This window comes from Kribbella sp. CA-245084, assembly GCF_050942355.1.
Lineage (GTDB): Bacteria > Actinomycetota > Actinomycetes > Propionibacteriales > Kribbellaceae > Kribbella.
Genome location: NZ_CP192053.1, coordinates 8,439,121 through 8,460,773, shown reverse-complemented (window position 1 = coordinate 8,460,773; position 21,653 = coordinate 8,439,121). Strand labels below are relative to the sequence as shown.

Below are 21,653 nucleotides of genomic sequence, written 5' to 3'. Positions count from 1 at the left end.
ATGCCTGGTGGTTTCCCGGAGGTCAGGCCGCGGCGGCTTCGGTCGTCGGCGGCGGTACGTCGACTGGTCGCGGAGACCGTCATCGAGCCGCGGCAGTTGATCCTGCCGATGTTCATCCGGGAAGACGCCCGGGAGCCGATCCCGATCCGGTCGATGCCCGGGGTTGTCCAGCACACCCGGGACACGGCGCGGAAGGCTGTCGCTGAGGCTGCGTCGCTCGGCCTCGGTGGAGTGATGCTGTTCGGCGTACCTTCGGTGAAGGACGAGGTTGGGTCGGGGGCGCTGGATCCGGCTGGGATCTTGAATGTCGCGATCGCCGATGCTGTTTCCGAGGTCGGTGACTCGCTGCTGGTGATGTCGGACCTGTGCCTGGACGAGTTCACGTCGCACGGGCATTGCGGCGTACTCGATTCCGCTGGCCGGGTGGACAACGACGCCACGCTGTCGATCTATGCCGAGATGGGTGTTGCGCAGGCTTCGGCGGGCGCACACGTCGTCGGTCCGTCCGGGATGATGGACGGCCAGGTCGGCGTCGTACGCAGTGCGCTCGATGCGGCCGGCTTCATCGACACCGTCATCCTCGCGTACGCCGTGAAGTACGCATCGGCGTTCTTCGGCCCGTTCCGCGAGGCCGTCGACTCGTCGCTCACCGGCGACCGGAAGACGTACCAGCAGGATAACGCCAACGCCCGCGACGCCATCCGCGAGGTCGACCTCGACATCGCCGAAGGCGCCGACATCGTCATGGTCAAGCCGGCCCTCGCCTACCTCGACATCATCCGCCAGGTCCGCGACCACGTGAACGTCCCCGTTGCCGCGTACAACATCTCCGGCGAATACGCCATGGTAGAAGCCGCCGCCGCCAACGGCTGGATCAACCGCGACGCCGCCATCCTGGAAACCCTAACCTCAATCCGCCGAGCCGGCGCCGACACCATCCTGACGTACTGGGCCGCAGAAGCCGCCCACCTCCTGAACCACAGGTGACGTAGAGCGGGGGAGCGCGTCAAAGGTGGGTCAGGTCGGAGGCTATGAATACGGCCTGTTGGCCTGTGCAGGCGGTGACTTTGGCTCGGGCGGTGTCTACGAAACCTCCTCCGACGGACACCTCGTCGCCGAGCTGAGCGACTGGTACTCCGGCCCGGTCGGTCAGGGTGGGGTTGCCGTCGTGGGTTGTGAGGCTCCAGCCTCGGGGCCAGGCGATGTCGACGAACTGCATGTTGTCGATGTTGGCGGGGCGGAGTACCAGGCAGTTCGTCGAGGGGTCGATGTCCAGCGTTCCGATCAGTTGCGCTTGCATCGCGACAGGCGGATCGTCCCGCTGAACTGTCAGTCCGGGCAACGCGTCCATTTCCCCATCATGCGCCGCCGACGTTCCTGTGGTTAGTGCTGGATTGTGTAGTCGGATTGGGTGAAGCCGGCGTTCAGGGTGCGGGTGGCGTTGTGGGTCAGGGGGATGTCGGAGGTCAGGGGGCCGAAGAGGGGGATGCCGGTGCCTAGGAGGACGGGGGCTGTGGTGATGGTCAGTTCGTTGAGGAGGCCGGCGGTCAGGAAGGTTTGGATGGTTCGGGCGCCGTCGGTGTAGATGCGTTGGGCGCCTCGGTCGGTGAGGGTTTCGACCAGGGCGTCGAGGGTGCGGTGGACGAGGATGCGGTCGTCGGTGTTCGGGTCGAGGGTCGAGCTGAGGACCTCCACCTGCTTGCCTTCGTACGGCCAGAGGTCGTACGTCAGGGCCAGCTCATAGGTGTTCCGACCGAGTACGACGGTGTCGATCGAGGACATGAACTCGTCGTACCCGGTCTCGCCGGCGTGTTCGGCTCGGGTGGTGAGCCAGTCGACGGAGCCGTCGGGGCGGGCGATGTAGCCGTCGAGGCTGGTGGCGATGAAGGCAGCGGCGTGGAAGCTCACACCGACATTTTAGTAGCCCGACACTTCCGGCCAGCTCAGCTCCACCCCGTCGGCGGCCAGGCGGGACTGGTACTCCGCGAGCAGGGCCGGCGTACTGCGGACCGCTCGCGGCGTCGCGGCCCGGTCCAGGCAGAACGCGGCCAGCGCACCAGCGGACTCGCCGATGTTCCATTCGACCGGGTGGAGCCGGTAGCAGCCGTTGGTGATGTGCGTCGTACCGAGATTCTTGTTGGCAGGAAGGAGATTCTCGACGCGCTGCGGGATGAGCGCACCGAGCGGGATGCGGAACGGGCTGCTCGCGACATCGATGTAATTGTCGCCGCCAGACGACGGATGCAGGTCGATGCGATACATCCCGACGCCGACCGTGTCGTCGTACTCGACCGCGCCTCGGTCGCCGCGCACCGCGACCGAGAGATCCTGCTCGACGATCGTGTACTCCGCCTTGATCCGCCGCGATTCCCGGATGTACGGCGCCTGCGCCAACCCGTCCGCGGAACCGAGCAGATCCCCGCGCAACCGCAACCCGGCGAAACCGGACCCACCGTCGGGGCGAGGCGCTTCGGTCTGCAGCCAGTAGAAGACGGACTGCGACAGCTCACGCGCCGCGGCGAGATGCTTCGACGCGTCCGGTACGTCGATGACCGCGCCCTCGAAGTAGTCGATCATCGGCCAGTTCACCAGGCAGATATCGCTCTCGTACGCGCCCGGGACGAAGTGCCGGCGCGCCGCGATCCGGCGGAACGTCCACAGGTTCGTGTCGCCGCCGGTCAGTCGCTGATCGGCAACCACCGCAAGGGGGTCGTCGTCGGGGTTCGGCGTGAAGGAACGGTGTGACGTCTCCAGCGTTCGCGGGTTCGGCGCGGTCCAGGACAGCAGGCGGTCGCCCCAGAACGACGGCTGGTAGTTCCGCCAGAAGGCGTAGTTGGCCGGCTTGTCGCCGACCTGGTCACCGTCGACGTGATCGACCGCGAAGCAGTACGAGACCGCCTGCATGTTCATCGGCTGCGCTTGCGCGGGGGCGCTCGGCTCGCCGGTCTCGCTCTGCGCCTCGAACCCGGTCACGTACTCCGTCCCGGTGAGCGGCAGCAGCTCCCCGGTCTCGGTCGCATCGAGGATGTACGGCGCTGTGACGGTCACTTGCTCGTCGGAATCACGATGCTGCACGGTCACCGCCGTGACGCGATCGCCGTCGGTCTCCGCAGCGATGGGACGGTACGGCTGGAGCACCTGCAGGCGACGGCTCGCTCGGTACGGCGCGAGCATGGCCTCGAGTACAGCGAGTGCGACGCGCGGCTCGTGGCAAAGCTTGGATACGTATCCAGCGCCCGGGTTCAACTGCGGCAACGCGCGAGAGGCAGCGGTGAGCGGGTAGTGCCGGCGGTAGTACTCGCGGATGCCGTCGCGGAGAGCGCGGTACGACGCTGTGACGCCGAACTGCTCGACCCAGCTGTGCTCGTCCGGCGGTACGGCTTGGCTCGTCAGCTGTCCGCCGAGCCAGTCGAACTCCTCGGTCAGCACGACCGATCGACCGGCACGCAGCGCAGCCAGGGCCGCCGCAACGCCGCCGAGTCCGCCGCCGACCACAAGTACCTCTGTATGCATTCAGACACCTTTGGGTGGAGTGAGAGTGGTTCCTTCGGTCAGCTCGCACGGGAGCAAGATCTGCTGCGAGGTCGCGGTGCCGCTCAGGATCGCCTCGAGCAGCTCGACGGCCTGCACCCCCATCGCTCGCCGCGGCACGTGAAACCCGCCGAAGTCCACGTCACTCGCCACAGGCCGCGTCGAATCACCAAGCGCAACCACCGACAGATCTCCGGGTACGTCGATCCCGCGCGCGGTCGCTGCGCTCAACAACGCGACAGCATCCGCCCGCTCCTCCACAAACACGGCGGTAATCCGCCGCTCGAGCAACACGTCGAGCACCTCCCCAACCCACCGTCCCTGCGGCGCGGTTTGGAGGAGTAGGGCCTTGGGGCCCGTGACCTGGTGGAAGCCTTGGAGGCGGTCTGCGGAGGATTCGGGGATGGGGGCGGGGCCTGTGGCGGGGCCGAGGTAGGCGAGGTGGCGGTGGCCGAGTTTGAGGGCTCGGTCGGCCAGTAGGCGGGTGGCGGTGGTGTAGTCGGCGCCGACGGAGGGGACGGGGGCGCCGGCGTCGTTGCGGCGGCCGACCGAGACGAAGGGGTAGTCCTCGGCGATCAGGCGGGCGAGCTCGTCGGAAGGGACATCGCGGCCGAGGAGCAGGCAGCCGTCGGCGATCCGGAGGCGGTTGTTCTCGTGGAAGATCCGGCGGTGGCCTTCCGCGACCGGGGCGCTGGTGAACAGCAGCAGGTCCCACCCGAGGCGCTCGGCGCGGTCCTCGATGCCGGCCAGGAACGGGTAGTAGAAGTCGCCGCTCGTGCTCGGGAAGACCGACTCGTACGTGAACACGCCGAGGATCTGGTTGCGTTGCTTGAGCATCCGCCGGGCCAGCGGATCCGCCTGGTACCCGGTATCCCGGATCACCTTGAGCACCCGGTCCCGGGTTTCGGCCGGGATCCGGGCGGTCGCGTCACTGCGATTGTTCAGCACCAGTGAGACCGTCGTCTGGCTGACGTTCGCCAGTCGCGCGATGTCGCGCTGGGTCAGCCGGGTCGCCTTCTGTGGCATCGCCCGACAGTAGCCCGACGACGGTCCGCCGTCAAGAAAAAGACAGTGATAATTCGAATTACTAAGACATCCGCAACCTCAGCACCTGACGCCCGGGAATCCGGCCGGTGAGGTAGACGCGCAGACCTTCCGGGGTCAGGCTGCCGCCGAGGTAGGTGTACCGCTCGCCCGGATCCATCGTCACCCGCGCAGCGCCGTTCCCCGGACCGAACTCGATCCGATCCGAGCCGACCGTGTAGCTGCCCGTGCCGGAGACGAGCTGATAGTTGCCCGAGGCATCCAGTGCCTCAACGCCCGCCAGCGTTCCTCCAGGGCGGAAGCAGAGCTCGATCGCGTACGCCGTCTCGTCGCCGGCGAAATCGAAGACCAGGTCGAACCCGTTCGATACCTCCGCGGCAGCGATCTCGGTCCGCAACGTCCGATACTGCTTAGGGCGGTGGCCGAAGTCCATCGACGCGTAGAAGCGGCCGTCCGGAGTCAAGGCATAGCGCCCATCAGCCCGGCGGTATCGCTTCGGAAGCGGCAGGTGATACGGGACCTTCACCTCAGAGGACAGCTTGAACGTCTTCCCTGACACCTGCAGACCGTCGCTCCGGAAATGACCGGTGCTGAAGAACTGTGGCGACAGCCGGACCGATTCCAGGATCGCCGCGCCGTTGCGCAGCTTGAAGAACGTCGGGTTGGTCGACAGCCCCGACGAGATCACCGGGATGTCGTGGAAGTCGGTCCCACCGAACACAGTCGCGGTCCGCGCACCGCGGCGTACGCGTGCCGACGCCTGCGACGGGTAGTGCTGGACGAAGTCGGTCGGCACCGGCGCCGCGGTCGGCAGAGAGGCCGCGAGCTCGGGCCGCTCGAGCACCTCGGCCAGGAAGTCGCCGAGCTCACCGGTGCCGCGGGTTTCGATGCTCTTGGCAACAGTCGTGAAGCGGCCGTCGTTCGTGTGCAGCGCGAGCTCGCGGAACTGCGTCAGATACCACCAGACCTCGCGCAGACCCTTCTGGTCCTGGCGCCGGGAGGCCGTCGTGTCGACCTCGCCGTTCGGCTCCAGGAAGTACAAGGTTGCCTCGAGGTTCCGTCGTACGTAGTCGACCAGCCCCGGCTTGTCGCGGAGCCAGGCGATTGTCAGCAGGCACGGATTCGTCACCTCAGCGGCGTACGTCGAGCTCCGCTCGCTGTAGATCCCGTCCGGGGTCGCATCAACGCCTTCGTCGAGCCAGTCGTCGATCCGCGCCGCGTACCGCCGGTCCGGGAACAGGTGGTGCGCGCGGGCGAGCGCCGCCGACACCTCCCACCGGTGGTTCGGCGTGTGTACGCCGCCGACGGCTAGCGCAGGCGCCGCCTTGCGAATCACGGCGGCAAGCGTCGTACGCAGCGAGGCTGTCTCCGCCGAGCCATCCGCGTCGAGCAAGGCGTACAGGACACAGACGTCCTGGATCGCGAACGAGCTGTCAGGCGGCGAGTGCAGGTTGCCGACGTCGTACAGGCCGTCGTCGTGCTGCCGCGCCGCGAGTTGATCGACCAGCCAGCCCAGCGGCCCGAGCAGCGTCGCGTCATGGTGGTACGACGACCTGCCCCAGACGTACCCGGAGATCAGCCGCCGGGCCTTTCGCGCGACCGTGCGGATGCTGTCGCCGGCGTTCTGGTAGTTCGCCAGCACCAGCGGGATCTGGGCCTGGTTGGCGTTGGTCAGCAGGGTCAGGAAGTCCTCGTCCACAGCAGCTACCTCAGCACGCGCCGTGGTCGGTTGCAGTGCGCCGACCGCAACTGTGGTCAGCGAACCGGTGAGGAAAGTACGTCGCAGCATCGGCATCTCCTGGGCGGTAAGCGGTTGCCAAATGCTCAGAACTGTCGCCCCGGAACTTTGTCCTGTCAATACCTCGCACAGCGGCCGGATCCGGCCCCCTTCCTACATCGATGAACCCTTGCGGGAACCGGTTTCTTGTACTAGTTTGACCGGCCAAGGCAAGCGCTTTCCGGAGGTGTGATGTGAGTGCGCTCGGTGAGCTCGGCAGCCTCCGGGGGAAGAAAAGTGCAGGTCAGAAGAAGGACAACCTGGCCGGATACCTCTTCCTTGCACCCTGGCTGCTCGGGTTGTTCCTGATCACGATCGGGCCGATGCTGGCCTCGCTGTACCTGTCCTTCACGGACTACAACCTGATCCAGGCCCCGAAGTGGATCGGCCTGGACAATTTCACCCGGATGCTGTCCGACGAGCGGCTGCACAACTCACTCCGAGTGACGTTCACCTACGTGTTCGTGTCGGTCCCGCTGCAGTTGGCGATTGCCCTGCTGCTGGCCGTCGTACTCGATCGTGGCGTCCGCGGGATGGCGTTCTACCGGTCGGTCTTCTACCTGCCGTCGCTGCTCGGCTCGAGTGTCGCGATCGCGATCCTCTGGCGGCAGGTCTTCGGTACGACCGGCCTGCTCAATCAGCTGCTCGACGTGGTCGGCATCCACGGCAAGGGCTGGATCTCCGACCCGAGTACGGCACTGGGCACGCTCGTGATCCTGAACGTCTGGACGTTCGGCTCGCCGATGGTGATCTTCCTGGCCGGGCTGAGACAGATCCCGTCGATGTACTACGAGGCCGCATCGGTCGACGGCGCCGGGACGCTGCGCAGGTTCTTCAGCATCACGCTTCCGCTGCTGACCCCGATCATCTTCTTCAACCTGGTGCTGCAGATCATCCATGCGTTCCAGTCGTTCACCCAGGCGTTCGTCGTCTCCGGGGGCAGCGGCGGGCCGTCGGACTCGACGATGTTCTTCACGCTGTACCTCTACGACCGGGGCTTCGGGAATTTCGACATGGGCTACGCGTCGGCGATGGCGTGGTTCCTGCTCGTGATCATCGGGGTCTTCACCGCGGCGAACTTCTTCGCCTCGAAGTACTGGGTGTTCTATGACGACTGAAACGCTCCGCACGACCGTCACCGCCCGGCGGACCGGTGTCATCACGTGGGGCCGGGTCCGGCCGTTGGTGATCCACGTCGTACTCGCGGGATCCGCGCTGGTGATGCTCTACCCGGTGATCTGGATGGTGGTCAGCTCGCTGCGGCCGGGCAACGAGATCTTCCGCGATCCCGGCATCCTGGTGAAGGACCTGCGGATCGAGAACTACCGGGTCGGCTGGAACGCACTGACCGAACCGTTCACCCGCTACCTGCTCAACTCGGCACTGGTGGTGCTCGGCGCGATCTTCGGCAACCTGGTGTCCTGCTCGATGGCGGCGTACGCGTTCGCCCGGCTGGAGTTCCTCGGCAAGAAGTTCTGGTTCGCGATCATGCTGCTGAGCATCATGCTGCCGATCCACGTGGTGATCGTGCCGCAGTACATCCTGTTCTCGCATCTGGGCTGGATCAACACGTTCCTGCCGCTGATCGTGCCGAAGCTGCTGGCCACGGACGCGTTCTTCGTGTTCTTGATGGTGCAGTTCATCCGCGGTATCCCGCGCGAGCTGGACGAGGCCGCCCGGATCGACGGCTGCGGCCGGGGCAGCATCTTCCTGCGGGTGATCCTGCCGCTGATGGTGCCGGCGCTGGCCACCACGACGATCTTCACGTTCATCTGGACCTGGAACGACTTCTTCAGCCAGCTGATCTACCTGACCGACCCGCACATGTACACCGTCCCGGTCGCGCTGCGGGGCTTCATCGACTCGACCTCGAGCAGCTCCTGGGGATCGATGTTCGCGATGTCGGTCGTGTCCCTCGTCCCGGTCTTCCTCGCCTTCCTGTTCGGCCAGCGGTTCCTGATCAAGGGCATCGCGACCACCGGTATCAAGTAGTTCCCCCTGAAAGGTCCACATCATGAGGCTGCACATCCCACGCGTGGCAACGGCCCTGGCCCTGGCCACCACGTTGCTGGCGGCAAGCGCCTGCGGCGGCGACTCCGGCGGTTCGGGCGGGTCGTCGGACGCCGGCGGCAAGGTCACACTCCGATTCACCTGGTGGGGCTCGGACACCCGGACCAAGCTCACCCAGCAGGTGATCGACGCGTACCAGAAGAACCATCCGAACGTCACGATCAAGGGTGAGTTCGGCGAGTGGTCCGGCTACTGGGACAAGCTCGCCACCACGGTCGCGGCGAACGACGCCCCGGACATCATCCAGATGGACGAGGCCTACCTGCGGGAGTACGCCGACCGCGGCGCCCTGCTCGACCTGAAGAAGGCGCAGGGCCTGGACACCGGCAAGTTCCAGCCGGACACCTTGAGTGCCGGAGAGGCCGAGGGCGGTCTGTATGGGCTCAACGCCGGCATCAACTCGTTCGCGGTGGTCGCGAACCCGGCCGTGTTCAAGGCGGCCGGGGTGGCGATTCCCGACGACACGACGTGGACCTGGGACGACTTCGCCCGGATCTCCGCCGAGCTCTCCACGAAGCTGAACGGCAAGGCCTGGGGGTCCGCTGCGATCGGTACCAACGAGGTCGGACTGAACCTGTGGGCCCGGCAGAGCGGTGAGTCGCTCTGGACCAAGGACGGCAAGCTCGGCGTCTCGCCGGAGAAGACCACCGACTTCTTCAAGTACGTCCTGAAGCTGCGGGACATGAAGGCGACCCCGCCCGCGGACTTCACCTCGCAGGACATGAACGCAGCCCTCGACCAGTCCGCGATGGCGACCGGAAAGGTCGCGATGAGCTTCATCTGGAGCAACCAGTTGGTCGCCTACAGCAAGGCGTCCGGGCAGCAGCTGAAGCTGCTGCGGATCCCGAGCACCGATGGCAAGGCCAGTGACAACGGTTCCTTCTACAAGGGCTCGATGTTCTGGTCGATCTCGTCGCGGTCGAAGCACCAGAAGGAGGCCGCGGACTTCGTCAACTATCTCGCGAACAGCACCGCCGCGGGCAACGTCCTGCTGGCCGAACGGGGTGTGCCGCCGAACACCGACGTCCGCGCCGAGGTCTCGCCGAAGCTGCAGCCGGCCGACGCCGCGACTGCGAAGTTCATTCAGGACATCAGTAAGGAGCTCGGCGACCCGTCGCCGGCGCCGCCCGTCGGAGGTGGTAAGACGGGGACGATCATCCAGCGGTACACGACCGACGTACTGTTCGGCCGGCAGACGCCGGACCAGGCCGCCAAGGGCTTCCTGGACGAGGTCAAGGGGAATCTCAAATAGTGTTGCTAATGGCAACTGATTGTCGATGACGGGGCCGCGTGTGGCCGTGGCGGGAGTCCACGGTCACGGCGCCTCCCATGTTCGTAACGTCGCCCGGCTGGCCGAGGCCGGCCGGGCCGAACTGGTCGGGGTCGCGGATCCCCGGCCTACCGAGGGTGTGCGCGCCTTCGACAGCCTCGAGGCGTTGCTCGCGGCAACCGAAGTCGATGTCGTGATCATCAGCACGCCGATCCAGACGCACGTGCCGCTGGCGGCGCTGGCGATGCGCGCGGGCGCCGACGTACTGCTCGAGAAGCCTCCGACTGCATCGCTTGCGGAGTTCGAGGAACTGTCTGCTGTGGTCGCGGAGACCGGGCGCGCCTGTCAGGTCGGTTTCCAGGCGCAGGCATCCGAGGCGACGCTGACGCTCGCAGAGATGATGGCCACAGGGCAGCTCGGTGACATCCGCGGGATCAGTGCGGTCGGCAAATGGGTGCGGACCGCGAAGTACTTCCAGCGGGCGCGCTGGGCCGGGAAACGGCGGCTCGACGGCGTCGATGTCGTCGACGGCGCGGTGACGAATCCGCTCGCCCACGCGACCGCGGCGGCGTTGCTGCTGGACCGGTCGACCGGCGTGGACGACGTACGGTCGGTCGAGACAGAGTTGTACCGCGCGAATCCGATCGAGTCCGACGACACGTCGGCGGTCCGGATCGTGACAAGCCGCGGTACGACGCTCCTCGTCGCCGTGACGTTGTGCGCGGACGAGCACCTCGAGCCGTCGGTCATCGTGCATGGCTCGACGGGTCGTGCCGTACTGCGGTATGCCTCGGACACACTGGAGATCCACCAGGGCAGCTGCATGACCGTCAAGAAGCGCGAGCGCGCCGACCTCCTGGAGAACCTGCTCGACCATCGGGCGGACCCTTCCGTACCGCTGTACGTCCCGCTCTCGGCGACCGGTGGTTTCACGACGGTCGTCGAGGCAGTGCGGCTCGCAGACCCGCCACGCGAGATCCCGGCCGAGCTCGTCCGCTGGGAAGGCGAAGGCCTGGAACGCCGCCCGATCGTCCTCGACGTCGAGAACTGGATCGACCGCGCCTCGAACGAGCTCGCGCTGTTCAGCGAGCTCGGCGCGCCATGGACCACGCGATCACCACGGGAGAGCTGATGAATCTCGGCTGCAACCATGCTGTCAACGAATCGATCCAGGTGACGGCAGGCGGCGACGAGCTGTTCACGTATGTCTACAACGCGGACGACCCGCAGTACGAGTCGCCGCGACCGTACTTCCACCCGATGCGCACGCTGACCGGCGACCTGGTCAGCGTGTACCGGCCGTGGGATCACCTGTGGCACAAGGGCATGTCGTGGTCGTTGCCGCACTTCGGGCACGACAACTTCTGGGGCGGACCGACGTACACGAAGGAGAACGGGTACAAGCCGCTCGGCAACAACGGGTCGCAGGACCACGACCGGGTCGACGCGCTGGACGTGTCCGACGACGAGGTCCGGTTCGCGCACCACCTGTCCTGGCATACCGAGGGCGGCAAGCATGTAGTCGACGAGACCCGCACGATCACCACGCGGCTCGCCGACGACGGCTGGGTGCTGGTCTACGAGACCGCGATGACCAACGTGTCCGGCGACAACATCCAGATCGGCAGCCCGACCACGGCCGGCCGACCGAACGCCGGCTACGGCGGATTGTTCTGGCGTGGGCCGCGTGCCTTCACCAACGGCACGATCCTCGCCCCGCAAGGCAAGGGCCGCGACGAGCTGCGTGGTCAACGCGCACCGTGGATGGGCTTCACCGCCCGCCAGGACGAGACCGACACAGCATCGACAATCATCATCGCCGACGCCACCGACAACGTCCGCCACCCACCGGAATGGTTCGTCCGCTCCGAGGACTTCGCCGCCGTCTGCCCCGCCCCCTTCTTCTCCGAAGAACTCCCGTTCCCCACCAACAACACCCTCCACCTCCGCTACGCCGTACTGGTCGCCAACGGCCTCTCCGACGACGACCGCGCCAACTCCCTCGCCACCCAAGCCCAGAAGGCCCTGACAATGCACTAGCACACCCGGCGCCGACAGCCAGATGGAGGAAGAGAAAGACAAGACAGACAGAGAGGGTTGGGCTCGAAGAGAAAGACGAGCAGCGGAGTGTTGGACCGGCTCGGCCGCCACTAGCTGCCTGGCAGGGTTTGCTGCTCAGGTTGTGTCCGAGACGTTCTCCATCGGCAACCTCAGCTAGATCATTGCCCTCAAAAACCTCCGGCTGATCGCCGAAGCCAGCCACCTCTCTATATCTCTTCTCTTCTTTCTTCTTTGAGGGTTATTCAGAAGTCTCGGATGGGGCCGCGGGGAAACGGATTCGGCGGGGTGGCTGACTCCAGCGGCAACTCCGGTCGGCTGGTTCGCCGAGTCGTGGAGAAAGGCCCCGGGCCGGTACGCCGAGTCGTGGACAGCGGCTGCAAAAGTCTGCCAGAACCCACGACTCGACGAACCCGACACCGGATCCGGCTGGTGTCGGGGCAGGCTCGGCGCCGGCCTAGGCTGGCGCTTTGTGGAAAGAAGTTTGCGCTCAGCGTCAGTTATGTTCCGAGAACACGGCCCGCAGGCGAACCTCCGGCCGGTCACTGAAGCCGGTCACCACTCCATGTCTGTTCTTTTCTGTCTTTTCTTCAAGTCTCTTCCTTGCTTTGCTTGTCCTTTGTTTGGTCAGGCGGACAGGGTTACGGCGAAGGTTGTGTTTCCGGGGGTTGAGGTTACGGTCAGGGTGCCTTGGTGAGCCTCCGTGATGGAGCGGGCTAGGGAGAGGCCGAGGCCGGTGCCGCCGGTGGTGCTGGTGCGGGCGGTGTCGGCTCGGGTGAAGCGTTGGAAGACGTTCGGGAGTAGGTCGGCGGGGATGCCGGGGCCGTCGTCGTGGATGGTGAGTACGGCGGAACGGTCGGCGAGCTTGGCGGCGACGGTGACGGTGGTGCCGGCGGGGGTGTGGCGGCGGGCGTTGGTGAGTAGGTTGGTGACGACCTGGTGCAGGCGTTGCTCGTCACCGATGATGACGATCGGGTCGGGTGGCAGCTCCAACGCCCAATGGTGGCTGGGGGCAACTATCTGGGCATCGGTGATCGAGTCGCGGGCGAGCCGGGACAGGTCGACCGGGCGGCGGTCGAGCGGGCGGCCGGCGTCCAGGCGGGCGAGCAGCAGGAGGTCCTCGACCAACGACGCCATGCGGGTGGTCTCGACCATGACCTTTCCCATGGCGTGCCCGTAGAGCTCGGGATCGCGTTGGCGGAGGCTCAGCTGCGCGTAGCCGTGGATGGTGGTGAGCGGCGTACGGAGTTCGTGGGATGCATCGGCAACGAACTGCCGGACCTGCTGCTCGCTGCGGTGCCGTGCGTCGAGCGCGTTCTCCATATGACCGAGCAAGGTGTTGAGGGCGACCGCGACCTGCCCGACCTCGGTGCGCTCGTCGGTCAGCTGATCGGGTACGCGTGCGGTCACCCCAATCTCCCCGGTGTCGAGCGGTAGACCGGCCACCTCACGAGCGGTCTGCGCGACGCGGCGCAGTGGCCGCAGCTGACGCCGTACGACGAGGACGCCGACACCACCCGCGGTCAGTACGCCGATGCCGCCGAAGAGCACCTCCCAGCCGATCAGGCTGTTGACGGTGTTCTGGATGTCCTTCGTCGGCAGCCCCGTGATCACCATGACCGAGCCGACGCTGGACGCGTGCACGCGGTACTCGCCGAGCGCCGGCAGGTCGACCGTGCTGTTCTGGCCGGCGGTCAGATCGTCGAGTACGCCGACCGCTTGATCGCTCAGCTCGATGAGCGTGCCGTCGCTGGTGATCACGTTGCCCGCGGCCCCGGACGGACCGACGGTCACAGTCACCGTGCCCGCGTCCTGTCCGTGCGGCGCGTCCTTCGGCGGGCCGCTCGGATTGCCGTTCGTCAGGGCGTTGATCGCGCGCCCCTGGGTTGCGGCCACCTTCCCGTCGAGCTGCTTGGTCAGGTACGAGCTGATCGCGGCGGTCGTCAGCGCGCTGATCACGAGACTCACCACCGCAACCAGCACCACCATCGCCGCCGCGACCCGCACACTCAACGACCGCGCCGCAACCCTCATGCCCCCAGCATGTGCGGCAACCCCTCAGACAGCCTCCACGTTTGCTGGCACCTGGCTGTGAACTCAGAGCAGTACTGCGGCCGCCGCGCGTAGCCCGTCGAGCTCCGCCGCTGCCCACCCCTCGGCCCGCGACTCCGTACCGCGGAACCGCGGCTTCTCGACGAGGTGGAAGCGCAGGTTGAAGATGCTCCCGACAACCTGGAGGTACGGGATCACGGCTTCGTCCTCTGCACCGATCCCGCCGTACCCGGCCTTGAACGCGTTCCAGTGCGGCGTCGTCGCGACGCCGGTGAAATCCGCGGCCAACGGGCCGACCGCCGCGAGGTCGAAATCGAGGAGCAGAAGTCCCTGCTCGGTCAACAAAACATTGTCCATCGTGACGTCGCCGTGGCAGGTTCCTGCCTTTGAGTACTGCGCGAGGTTGTTCCGTACAGCACCCGCGAGCGAGCGGAGCAGGTTTTCCTCCGAGTTATCCACAGCGAGAATCTGCTCGAGCGGTTCGTCGAGCCGGTGGACGACGTCGGCCGGCCGCCGGAAGTACGGCGACGTGTAGTTGCCGGCGGCATTGTGGAATGCGGCGAGTTGCGCACCGAAGGCGGCGTACAACTCGTCGGTGAACGGTCGCTCCGGCTTGCTCCCCTCGACGTACGACGAGAGGGTGAACGCCCGGGGTCCTTCCGGTGTGTCGAGCAGCCCGACGGTGTCGCCGTCGAGCAACGGAACCACCGACGGGACGAGTACGCCGGCTGCCAGCAGATGTGCCGAAAGCCCTGTCTCCCAACGGATTTCGTCCGGATGGCGGCCGTCGTACCGATAGAGCTTGAGGACGTACCGGGCGCCGTCGCCGGCGGTCACCTCGTAGACGTCGTTCACCAGCGAACGGAGCAGTACGGCGCCGGTGAAATCGAGACCGTAGCGTCCGGCGAGGTGCGCGGCGAGGGCGTCGGGGTCGGGGAGGGAGCGCACGGACGGGATCATGGATGCGAGGATATGAGTCGTTTGAATGACGGATGTTGTGGGGAGGTTCGAGACGTTTCCGGATTCGCCTCCCCTTCCGGGGCCGGAAACCGGTAGCCTCGTGCAGCGCGCTATATGGGGGCCGCCGTTCCACCCACCCGACGAACTGCCGGAGAGCCCAAACCGGTCAGGAGTGCACGTCTTGCAGGAGAACACCAGCAGCACCAGTACTGGCGAACTGGTCAACGTACCCCTTACCGGTGCGGACAAGGTTGCCTACGCTTTCTATGCGACCGCGGCTGCCGCGGCGCTGGTCGGCCAAGTCTGGGCCGGCGTGACCCACATCCCCTGGCCGGACAGCGGCTTCTCGCAGCTGCTCAAGATCGTCCTCGTCACGCCCGCGGTCGCGGTGCTCGAGCTCGGTGGCGTCGCCACCGCAGCGCTGGCCGACCTGCGGCGGCGTAAGGGCGAACAGGCCTATGCCTACCGCGCGATGTCGTTCTTCGCGGCGCTCGTCGCGGTCGTGTTCAACGTGGTCGGCCACTGGCGGCCGGAGGAGCGGTTCCTGGCCTTCGGCTTCGGCGGCCTGTCCGCGTTCGCGTACGTGCTCTGGCTGATCCACAGCTCGGCCCGTCGTCGTGACGCACTGCGCCGCGCCGGGCAGATGCGCGAGACCGGTCCGGTGTACGGCGTCGTGCAGTGGGCCCGCGAACCGCGGGTCACCTGGCTGGCGCGCTCGCTGGCGATCGAGCACGGCTACGGCCTGTACGAGAGCCTGCGTGCGGCCCAGCACCAGATCCGCAACCGGAGTCGTCGCGAGGCGATTGCCGGCACCGTCGCGGAGTACATCCGGTCCGAGCACCAGGACGAGCGGCTGGCGAAGATCGCCGAGACGACGTACGACCCGGACCGGCTGGCCGGGATGCTCGAGGAGCGGATCAACTACGAGGTCATCACCAGCAAGCTGACCAAGGCGATCTCGCCGCCGCCCGAGCCCGAGGAGGGTCCGGCCGTGCCGGCCGCCGTCTGGGTGCTCGAAGGTGGTCAGCCGCGGCGGGCGGACGGCACCGGGGTAGGACTGCGTGACGACGACGCCTGGACCGGTGAGCTGATGGCGATCGTCGACCAGGACCCCACCGACAGCGGGAACGTGTCCGAGGCGGTCGTCGTCGAGGACGAGAGCGAACCGCAGCACGTCGTGAACGGTACGTCGAGCAGCCTGAAGCCGTTCGCCCCGCAGCCGAAGGCCGAACCGCTGGTGGAGAAGCCGAAGCCGCCGTCGCCGTTCGCCGCCCCGGCCGACCCGCAACCGCCGGCCCTCATCACCACCCCGAAGGTCGAGCCGGTGCTGCCCGACCCGCAGCCCGTTGTCGTTGCGGAGCCGGAGGAGGACAAGCCGGAGCCGACGCTGCTGGAGAAGAGGCGGACGCGGGCGTACGCGTTGCTGTCCGACTGGGGGCCGGAGCGCGGTGAACTCACCGCCAAGAAGATCGCCGATGCGATCGCGTGCAGTGAACCGATGGCGCGCAGGTACATCGAGCAGTACCAGGCCGAGCACGGCGTCGTACTCGTTTCGCAGAACTGATTCACCCCGCTGCCGGTGAACCTCCCAGGTTCACCGGCAGTTCTGCGAGACCGCTCACCAGCACGCGACGCCACTCGAGCTCTTCGGCCGGCTTCGCGAGGCTCATCCGCGGGAACCGGCGCACGAGCGCCAGCAACGACTCCTGCAGCTCGATCCGCGCCAGCTGTGCGCCGAGGCAGAAGTGCGGGCCGAAGCCGAACGACATGTGCTTGTTGTCCTGCCGATCCACGCGCAGCTCGTCGGGAGCGTCGTACGCGCGCGGGTCCCGGTTCGCCGAGTTGAGCGCGGCCATCACGCCCTCGCCGGCCTTGATCTGTACGCCGTGCAGTTCGATGTCCTCGACCGCGACCCGCAGCTGACCGACCTCGCTGAATCGGTTGAAGCGCAGGAGTTCCTCGATCGCGGTCGGGACCAGCTCAGGCTCGTCGACCAGCCGGGCCCAGTTCTCCGGCCAGCGCAGCAGCGTCGCGACACAGCTCGAGATCTGGTTCGCCGACGTCTCGTGCCCGGCGACCAGCAGATTCACGCCGAACGCGATCAGCTCTTCCTGGCTGAGCCGGTCGCCCTCCTCGCGTGCTCGCACGAGCTCGTCGAGCAGGTCCTCGGCCGGCTGGTCGGTGTTCGCCAGCTTCTTCGTGACCAGGTCCTCGATGTACGCCGTGAGGTTGGTCATCGCGTCCTCGACCAGGTCCTTCTCGGCCATCTTCATGCTGTACCCGAGCTCGGTCCACTCCCGGAACTGCGCACGGTCGGCATACGGTACGCCGAGCAGCTGGCAGATCACCTGGATCGGCAACGGCAGCGCGACGAGCTGCCGGATGTCGGCACCGTCGCCGGCCCGGGCGACGTCCTCGGCCAGCTGCGCCGACAGCTCCGCCACCCACGGCCGGGTCCGCTCGATCTTCCGGTGCGCGAACGTTGGCACCACCAACCTTCGCAGCCGGGTGTGCTCCGGCGGGTCGGTCGTGGTCAGACTGTTCGGCATCGGCTTCGCGAGCGCGACCCGAGGTGCTCCCTGCTTCACCACCGCGGCCCGCGAGAACCGCGGATCCGCCAGCACGAGCTTCACGTCGTCGTACCGCGTCACCAGCCAGACCTCGGCCCCCGCGAGCGTCCGCACCCGAGCCACGGGCTGGTTCTCCCGCAGCTCGGCGAACGTAGGCGACGGATCGAACTGAAAAGCATCCTCGAACGGAATCTCCAGCACCATGGCTTCAACCCTAAGCAAGTTAGGTAACCCTTGCTTCAGGCTCCCGCGCGTCGCGGACCGGTGACGACGGCCGGCACGATGAAGGCGGCGGCCATGATCAGCAGCACGACTCCGCCGATCAGAGAGCCGATGGTGATGCCTTCGACGACCGGCAAGGTCGCACCCATGCTGAGTTCGGCGTCGACGTTCGGCGATCCGTCGGCGTTCATGATCACGACGGACCAGTCGCCTCCGGTGGCGTTCCAGCGCACGGAGTCGGTTCCAGCGGCGACCCAGAAGGACTGATCGGCGGGAGCGGTGGCAGGCTTGTCGCCGGCCCGTGCCGTCGTCGAGAGCTTGAACGGATCGACGTCGAAGTCCGCAACCTCGTCGTACCCGACGCCCTTCAGGTACGCCGCGACCTCGGCCGCCGGGCCGATGCCGATGAACACAGGGGTGCCGTTCTTCGTCGTTGCGTCGATGTGAACCTCACCGAGGAAGTCGTCGCTGTAGAACGCATCCGGCCCGGTCCCGCCGATGTCGAGGGACGGTGCCAGCAGCGCGGACGTACTTGTGGTGACCCGCTCCGGTCCCACGGTGAAGGACCCGTTGTCGCGCTGCTGCTGAGCCCACAGGCCGAAGCCGCCGATCGCGAACAGGATGAGGCTGACCATGCCGAAGAGGCCGCCCACGACGACGAGCACGGTGCGCCCGCCACCCCACGTGCGTTGGGCCGGGGGAGAAGAGATGGTGGTCATGAGACTGGCTCCTTCACGATGGTCGTGGCGACGGCTGCGGCTGGTGCGGGACTTGTCCAGAAGCGACGGCTGACGATCAGCAAGACAATGGCCACGGCCCACCACACTCCGACGTACAGCCAGGTCTCGCGGGTCAGGTCGGCGCCGGTCGGCCAGAGATCACTGGTGTTGATGCTGCCCTCGGTGGCATGGGCGATAAGGGTGATGAGAGCGCTGCCGGCGGCGTGGTTGAACAGCCACGCGTACCAGAAGGTGACGCCGACGGTGGTCAGTGCCTCGAACGGCTGGAGCCCGAACGAGGAGATGAAGAACAGCGGTGCGTGCCAGCCGGTGATCGCCAGGGCCAGGATCACGGTCGCGGCCAGCGGAGTGCGCGTGGTCTGGAGTTTCGGCTGGGCGTAGCCGCGGAAGCTCGGTTCCTCGTTGAACGGGCCGCCAGTCGGGTCGACGATGATCATGCCGATGACGGCGAACAGTCCGTACCACGGTGTGAACTGCGCGGTGTTCGGTGCCGGCGCACCCAGCGCCTGGTTGAGCGAGATCGTGACGAGGTGGACGACGAGCGGTACGGCGATCGCGACGGCGTACCAGATCCAGTTGACCCGCCAACGGATCAACCGGGCTCCGAGGGCGCGTAGCCCGGCGAGACCTTCGGTCAGGGAGACGACGATGATGGCGGCGACCAGGGCGCCCGGGGCGAAGAAGCTCCCGAACGGGACCCCGCCCCAGGCGAGGACGTAGGCGAGCACGAAGAAGCTGAGTACTGGGTGACTGCGGATGAAGGTCATGACGGATCTCCTCTGCTGCGGATCGGGGCTTGGTTCCTGGCTGGGCCGAGGGTCGGGCTCGGGCTGGATCACGCGGGACTTGTGCACTGCTCCTCCAGGGACTCGGTCTACGTCCGAGACTCGCGCCCGCGGGCGCGTTCCGGAGACCGGTCGACCGGTGGAGGAGGGGTTCGGGTTTCTGGTGTCAGGCCCGGAGATAGAGCAGTACGGCGAGCACCCGGCGGGACTCGTTGCGGGTGGTCGGGATGCCGAGTTTGGTGAAGATGCCGGAGACGTACTTCTCCGCGGCCCGCAACGTGATCGTCAGGGCGTCGGCGATGCCCTGGTTGGAGGCGCCGGTGGCCATCAGCTCGAGTGCCTCCCGTTCGCGCGGCGTCAGTACCGCGAGCGGGTCGTCACCGCGCCGCCGCTTCAGCAGCGTGGAGACGATCTTCGGATCGACCGCCGAGCCGCCGCCGGCCACCCGCCGTACCGCCGCGACGAAGTCGTCCACGTCGCTGATCCGGTCCTTCAGCAGGTAGCCGACTCCTTCGGCCGACTCGGACAGCAGTTGCATCGCCAGACCGAGCTCGAGGTACTGCGAGAGCACGAGTACGCCGACCCCCGGATGCTGCTCGCGGATCCGCAACGCGGCGCGCATCCCCTCGTCGTTGTGGGTCGGCGGCAACCGGATGTCGAGGATCGCGACCTCCGGCGGGAAGCTCCGGACGTACCGCAGCAGGTCGTCGGCATTGTCGTACGCCGCGACCACGTCGAGCCCGGCGTCGCTGAGGATCCGGGTGACTCCCTCGCGCAGCAACACACTGTCCTCGGCGATCACTACTCGCATGGGAGCTCCGCTTCGAGCCGGGTCCCGCGTCCGGCCGGACTCCAGATCCGCAGCCGGCCACCGACAGCCTCGACCCGGTCGGCCAGACCCCGGAGCCCGGTCCCGCGCTCGGTGTCCGCGCCGCCGATACCGTCGTCGACGACCTCCACGACAACGGCCTTCTCCGATCGCGTCACCCGCACGGAGGCCGCGGTCGCCTTTGCGTGCTTGCCGATATTCGTGAGGCTCTCGCTGACCACGTAGTACGCCGCGACCTCGATCCGCTCGGGCAGCCGGCCGTCGACCGCGACATCGAGCTCGACAGGTACGGCGGCCTGGACGGCCAGCGTTTCCAGCGCGACCGGCAGGCCGTGGCCTGTCAGCACTGCTGGGTGGATGCCGCGCGCGACGTCTCGCAACTCGTCGAGCGAGGCGGTCACCTCGTGCTTGGCTTTCAGTAGCCGTGCTGACGTCTCTGGATCCTTCGAGGAGCTCCGTGCGATCAGTTGCAGCTCGAGTGCCAGGGCGACCAGGCGTTGCTGGGCGCCGTCGTGCAGGTTGCGTTCGAGGCGTTGCCGTTCCTTCTGGCCCGCGTCGACGACCCGGGCGCGTGAGCCCTGCAGCTCCAGCAGGCGGGCACGGAGCTCCACCTGAAGCCGGTTGTTCTCCAGGGCGATCCCGGCCGCTGCGACGACTGCGTCCAGTAACTCCCGCTCGTCCTGGAGTGATCGGTCGAACTCCAGGGCGATCACCGGCTCGTTGTCGCGATGGATGACGCGGGTCGCCCGGCCGTCCTCGGGGCCCCGCAGGGAGACGGCCTGACCGTCCGGATCGGCCCAGGTCCCGTAGTCGGGCAGCCAGTAGGCAAGGATCAGGGACGGATCGTGCAGGGTCCGTGCCAAGGGTTCGCGGAGATCGCTGGTCGGGTGCGCGCGCAGTTCCATCAGCAGGGCGCCGACGTCAGTGCGCGCCAGCCGGGAGTCCAGCAGACCGAGCAGGAACGCGACCGGGGCGAGTCCGACGGCGGCGAAGGTGATGTGCCGGACGACCTCGATCTGCGGCCAGCCGCGCAAGCCCGCGACGTACAGGATCGCGAGCATCACCAGGGCCAGACCGAACGTGTCCACCAGCAGGGTCACCGGTCGTCTCCGGCCGGCGGGTCGCCGTACCAGAAGCAGAACGACGCCCGCCAGGAGCAGAACGCTCATGGCGATCAATTGCGTTTGTTCGATCCGCGCTGCCAGCGCCGGCTGGGAGGTGATCGCGAGCAGGCTGTCCGGATTTCCGCCGAGCAGGATCTTCGCCAGTTGCAGGATCACGACGTTCACGTAGGCCGCGGCAACCAGAATCCGGCGCGGCCGGGTCTCCAGCTGCCCGGTCGGGTAGGCGAGGAACACGTGCAGGAACATGGCGGACGGCACCATGTCGAGCAGGTGGCCGAACGTGTGCAGCGCGGGCACCGACGACCATTGCAACGCGGTCAGCGCCATCACGAAGGCGGTGGCGATCATCAGCGGACCGAGGCGGCTGTCCGGCCGGCGCCACCAGGCGAGGGTGCCGCTGATCAGGTACGGGATCGTGATCCAGTTGAACAGGAACGCCTGCAGGCCGGGCCGAACCAGCTCGTCGCCCGCCAGTGCGAGACCGATCGAGCCGAGGAGGGTGCCGAAGCCGAGGGCGACCGTCCCCCACAACGCCCAGGCGCCCGGTCCCCGGGCAACTGCGGGTACCGCCGCCGATCCCCCCACCACAGCCACCGCCTCACCCTTGGAAACGGTCGTCGA

General features: G+C 67.1%; 19 protein-coding genes. 7 read left to right on the top strand and 12 right to left on the bottom strand.

Going from position 1 to position 21,653, the window contains the following annotated elements; translation table 11 throughout:
- Nucleotides 1–987: a porphobilinogen synthase gene (gene hemB / locus ACQPYH_RS40585; protein ID WP_432882930.1), complete on the top strand. Its 987-nt coding sequence runs from the start codon at nt 1–3 to the stop codon at nt 985–987.
- Nucleotides 988–1,006: 19 nt separating this feature from the next.
- On the opposite strand, the gene ACQPYH_RS40580 is transcribed toward hemB, so the two are convergent.
- From ACQPYH_RS40580 to ACQPYH_RS40560, 5 genes are all read right to left on the bottom strand, one after another.
- Nucleotides 1,007–1,351, bottom strand: coding sequence for a hypothetical protein (locus ACQPYH_RS40580; protein ID WP_432882928.1), 345 nt, complete (start codon nt 1,349–1,351; stop codon nt 1,007–1,009).
- 32 nt (nt 1,352–1,383) lie between these two features.
- Nucleotides 1,384–1,908 carry a dihydrofolate reductase family protein gene (locus tag ACQPYH_RS40575; RefSeq protein ID WP_432882925.1) on the bottom strand — a complete coding sequence of 175 codons (525 nt, stop codon included), beginning with the start codon at nt 1,906–1,908 and terminating at the stop codon, nt 1,384–1,386.
- Nucleotides 1,909–1,917: 9 nt separating this feature from the next.
- Nucleotides 1,918–3,513 carry an FAD-dependent oxidoreductase gene (locus ACQPYH_RS40570; protein ID WP_432882922.1) on the bottom strand — a complete coding sequence of 532 codons (1,596 nt, stop codon included), beginning with the start codon at nt 3,511–3,513 and terminating at the stop codon, nt 1,918–1,920.
- Nucleotides 3,514–4,557 carry a LacI family DNA-binding transcriptional regulator gene (locus ACQPYH_RS40565; protein WP_432882920.1) on the bottom strand — a complete coding sequence of 348 codons (1,044 nt, stop codon included), beginning with the start codon at nt 4,555–4,557 and terminating at the stop codon, nt 3,514–3,516.
- Between the two features lie 61 nt (nt 4,558–4,618).
- On the bottom strand, nt 4,619–6,364 hold the full coding sequence (locus ACQPYH_RS40560) for a hypothetical protein (RefSeq protein WP_432882918.1): 1,746 nt from the start codon (nt 6,362–6,364) through the stop codon (nt 4,619–4,621).
- Nucleotides 6,365–6,546: 182 nt separating this feature from the next.
- Between ACQPYH_RS40560 and ACQPYH_RS40555 the strand changes: the two genes are divergently transcribed.
- From ACQPYH_RS40555 to ACQPYH_RS40535, 5 genes are read left to right on the top strand one after another with little or no spacing between them, the layout of a single operon-like run.
- Nucleotides 6,547–7,470 carry a carbohydrate ABC transporter permease gene (locus ACQPYH_RS40555; protein WP_432882915.1) on the top strand — a complete coding sequence of 308 codons (924 nt, stop codon included), beginning with the start codon at nt 6,547–6,549 and terminating at the stop codon, nt 7,468–7,470.
- A complete protein-coding gene (locus ACQPYH_RS40550; protein WP_432882912.1) occupies nt 7,460–8,344 on the top strand; it encodes a carbohydrate ABC transporter permease in 885 nt (294 codons plus the stop codon). The genes ACQPYH_RS40555 and ACQPYH_RS40550 overlap by 11 nt, the downstream gene beginning before the upstream one ends.
- 22 nt (nt 8,345–8,366) lie before the next feature.
- Nucleotides 8,367–9,674, top strand: coding sequence for an ABC transporter substrate-binding protein (locus ACQPYH_RS40545; protein ID WP_432882910.1), 1,308 nt, complete (start codon nt 8,367–8,369; stop codon nt 9,672–9,674).
- Between the two features lie 25 nt (nt 9,675–9,699).
- A complete protein-coding gene (locus ACQPYH_RS40540; protein WP_432882908.1) occupies nt 9,700–10,824 on the top strand; it encodes a Gfo/Idh/MocA family protein in 1,125 nt (374 codons plus the stop codon).
- Complete coding sequence (locus ACQPYH_RS40535) at nt 10,794–11,732, top strand: PmoA family protein (RefSeq protein WP_432882906.1); 939 nt, start codon at nt 10,794–10,796, stop codon at nt 11,730–11,732. Before ACQPYH_RS40540 ends, ACQPYH_RS40535 begins: the two co-directional genes overlap by 31 nt.
- A gap of 645 nt (nt 11,733–12,377) precedes the next feature.
- Here the strand turns inward: ACQPYH_RS40535 and ACQPYH_RS40530 are convergent.
- Entirely contained in the window at nt 12,378–13,784 is a 1,407-nt protein-coding gene (locus ACQPYH_RS40530) for a sensor histidine kinase (RefSeq protein WP_432882904.1), read from the bottom strand.
- 63 nt (nt 13,785–13,847) lie between these two features.
- Nucleotides 13,848–14,762: a phosphotransferase enzyme family protein gene (locus tag ACQPYH_RS40525; protein ID WP_432882902.1), complete on the bottom strand. Its 915-nt coding sequence runs from the start codon at nt 14,760–14,762 to the stop codon at nt 13,848–13,850.
- Nucleotides 14,763–14,943: 181 nt separating this feature from the next.
- Between ACQPYH_RS40525 and ACQPYH_RS40520 the strand changes: the two genes are divergently transcribed.
- Nucleotides 14,944–16,326, top strand: a complete 1,383-nt coding sequence (locus tag ACQPYH_RS40520; RefSeq protein WP_432882900.1) for a hypothetical protein — start codon at nt 14,944–14,946, stop codon at nt 16,324–16,326.
- A gap of 1 nt (nt 16,327) precedes the next feature.
- On the opposite strand, the gene ACQPYH_RS40515 is transcribed toward ACQPYH_RS40520, so the two are convergent.
- From ACQPYH_RS40515 to ACQPYH_RS40495, 5 genes are all read right to left on the bottom strand, one after another.
- Nucleotides 16,328–17,536 carry a cytochrome P450 gene (locus ACQPYH_RS40515; protein ID WP_432882897.1) on the bottom strand — a complete coding sequence of 403 codons (1,209 nt, stop codon included), beginning with the start codon at nt 17,534–17,536 and terminating at the stop codon, nt 16,328–16,330.
- A gap of 35 nt (nt 17,537–17,571) precedes the next feature.
- Complete coding sequence (locus tag ACQPYH_RS40510; RefSeq protein ID WP_432882894.1) at nt 17,572–18,273, bottom strand: hypothetical protein; 702 nt, start codon at nt 18,271–18,273, stop codon at nt 17,572–17,574.
- Nucleotides 18,270–19,061, bottom strand: a complete 792-nt coding sequence (locus ACQPYH_RS40505; RefSeq protein WP_432882891.1) for a CPBP family glutamic-type intramembrane protease — start codon at nt 19,059–19,061, stop codon at nt 18,270–18,272. The genes ACQPYH_RS40510 and ACQPYH_RS40505 overlap by 4 nt, the downstream gene beginning before the upstream one ends.
- A gap of 184 nt (nt 19,062–19,245) precedes the next feature.
- Complete coding sequence (locus ACQPYH_RS40500; protein ID WP_432882888.1) at nt 19,246–19,890, bottom strand: response regulator; 645 nt, start codon at nt 19,888–19,890, stop codon at nt 19,246–19,248.
- Nucleotides 19,881–21,626 carry a histidine kinase gene (locus ACQPYH_RS40495; protein ID WP_432882885.1) on the bottom strand — a complete coding sequence of 582 codons (1,746 nt, stop codon included), beginning with the start codon at nt 21,624–21,626 and terminating at the stop codon, nt 19,881–19,883. Before ACQPYH_RS40495 ends, ACQPYH_RS40500 begins: the two co-directional genes overlap by 10 nt.
- Nucleotides 21,627–21,653: the final 27 nt, after the last annotated feature.

Excerpts from the sequence above, each read along its gene's own strand:
- ACQPYH_RS40545 (WP_432882910.1), top strand. The coding sequence starts at position 8,367 with ATGAGGCTGCACATCCCACGCGTGGCAACGGCCCTGGCCCTGGCCACC.
- ACQPYH_RS40540 (WP_432882908.1), top strand. The coding sequence starts at position 9,700 with ATGACGGGGCCGCGTGTGGCCGTGGCGGGAGTCCACGGTCACGGCGCC.
- ACQPYH_RS40505 (WP_432882891.1), bottom strand. The coding sequence starts at position 19,061 with ATGACCTTCATCCGCAGTCACCCAGTACTCAGCTTCTTCGTGCTCGCC.
- ACQPYH_RS40580 (WP_432882928.1), bottom strand. The coding sequence starts at position 1,351 with ATGGACGCGTTGCCCGGACTGACAGTTCAGCGGGACGATCCGCCTGTC.
- ACQPYH_RS40565 (WP_432882920.1), bottom strand. The coding sequence starts at position 4,557 with ATGCCACAGAAGGCGACCCGGCTGACCCAGCGCGACATCGCGCGACTG.
- ACQPYH_RS40530 (WP_432882904.1), bottom strand. The coding sequence starts at position 13,784 with ATGAGGGTTGCGGCGCGGTCGTTGAGTGTGCGGGTCGCGGCGGCGATG.
- hemB (WP_432882930.1), top strand. The coding sequence starts at position 1 with ATGCCTGGTGGTTTCCCGGAGGTCAGGCCGCGGCGGCTTCGGTCGTCG.
- ACQPYH_RS40525 (WP_432882902.1), bottom strand. The coding sequence starts at position 14,762 with ATGATCCCGTCCGTGCGCTCCCTCCCCGACCCCGACGCCCTCGCCGCG.
- ACQPYH_RS40550 (WP_432882912.1), top strand. The coding sequence starts at position 7,460 with ATGACGACTGAAACGCTCCGCACGACCGTCACCGCCCGGCGGACCGGT.
- ACQPYH_RS40535 (WP_432882906.1), top strand. The coding sequence starts at position 10,794 with ATGGACCACGCGATCACCACGGGAGAGCTGATGAATCTCGGCTGCAAC.
- ACQPYH_RS40515 (WP_432882897.1), bottom strand. The coding sequence starts at position 17,536 with ATGGTGCTGGAGATTCCGTTCGAGGATGCTTTTCAGTTCGATCCGTCG.
- ACQPYH_RS40560 (WP_432882918.1), bottom strand. The coding sequence starts at position 6,364 with ATGCTGCGACGTACTTTCCTCACCGGTTCGCTGACCACAGTTGCGGTC.
- ACQPYH_RS40500 (WP_432882888.1), bottom strand. The coding sequence starts at position 19,890 with ATGCGAGTAGTGATCGCCGAGGACAGTGTGTTGCTGCGCGAGGGAGTC.
- ACQPYH_RS40570 (WP_432882922.1), bottom strand. The coding sequence starts at position 3,513 with ATGCATACAGAGGTACTTGTGGTCGGCGGCGGACTCGGCGGCGTTGCG.
- ACQPYH_RS40510 (WP_432882894.1), bottom strand. The coding sequence starts at position 18,273 with ATGACCACCATCTCTTCTCCCCCGGCCCAACGCACGTGGGGTGGCGGG.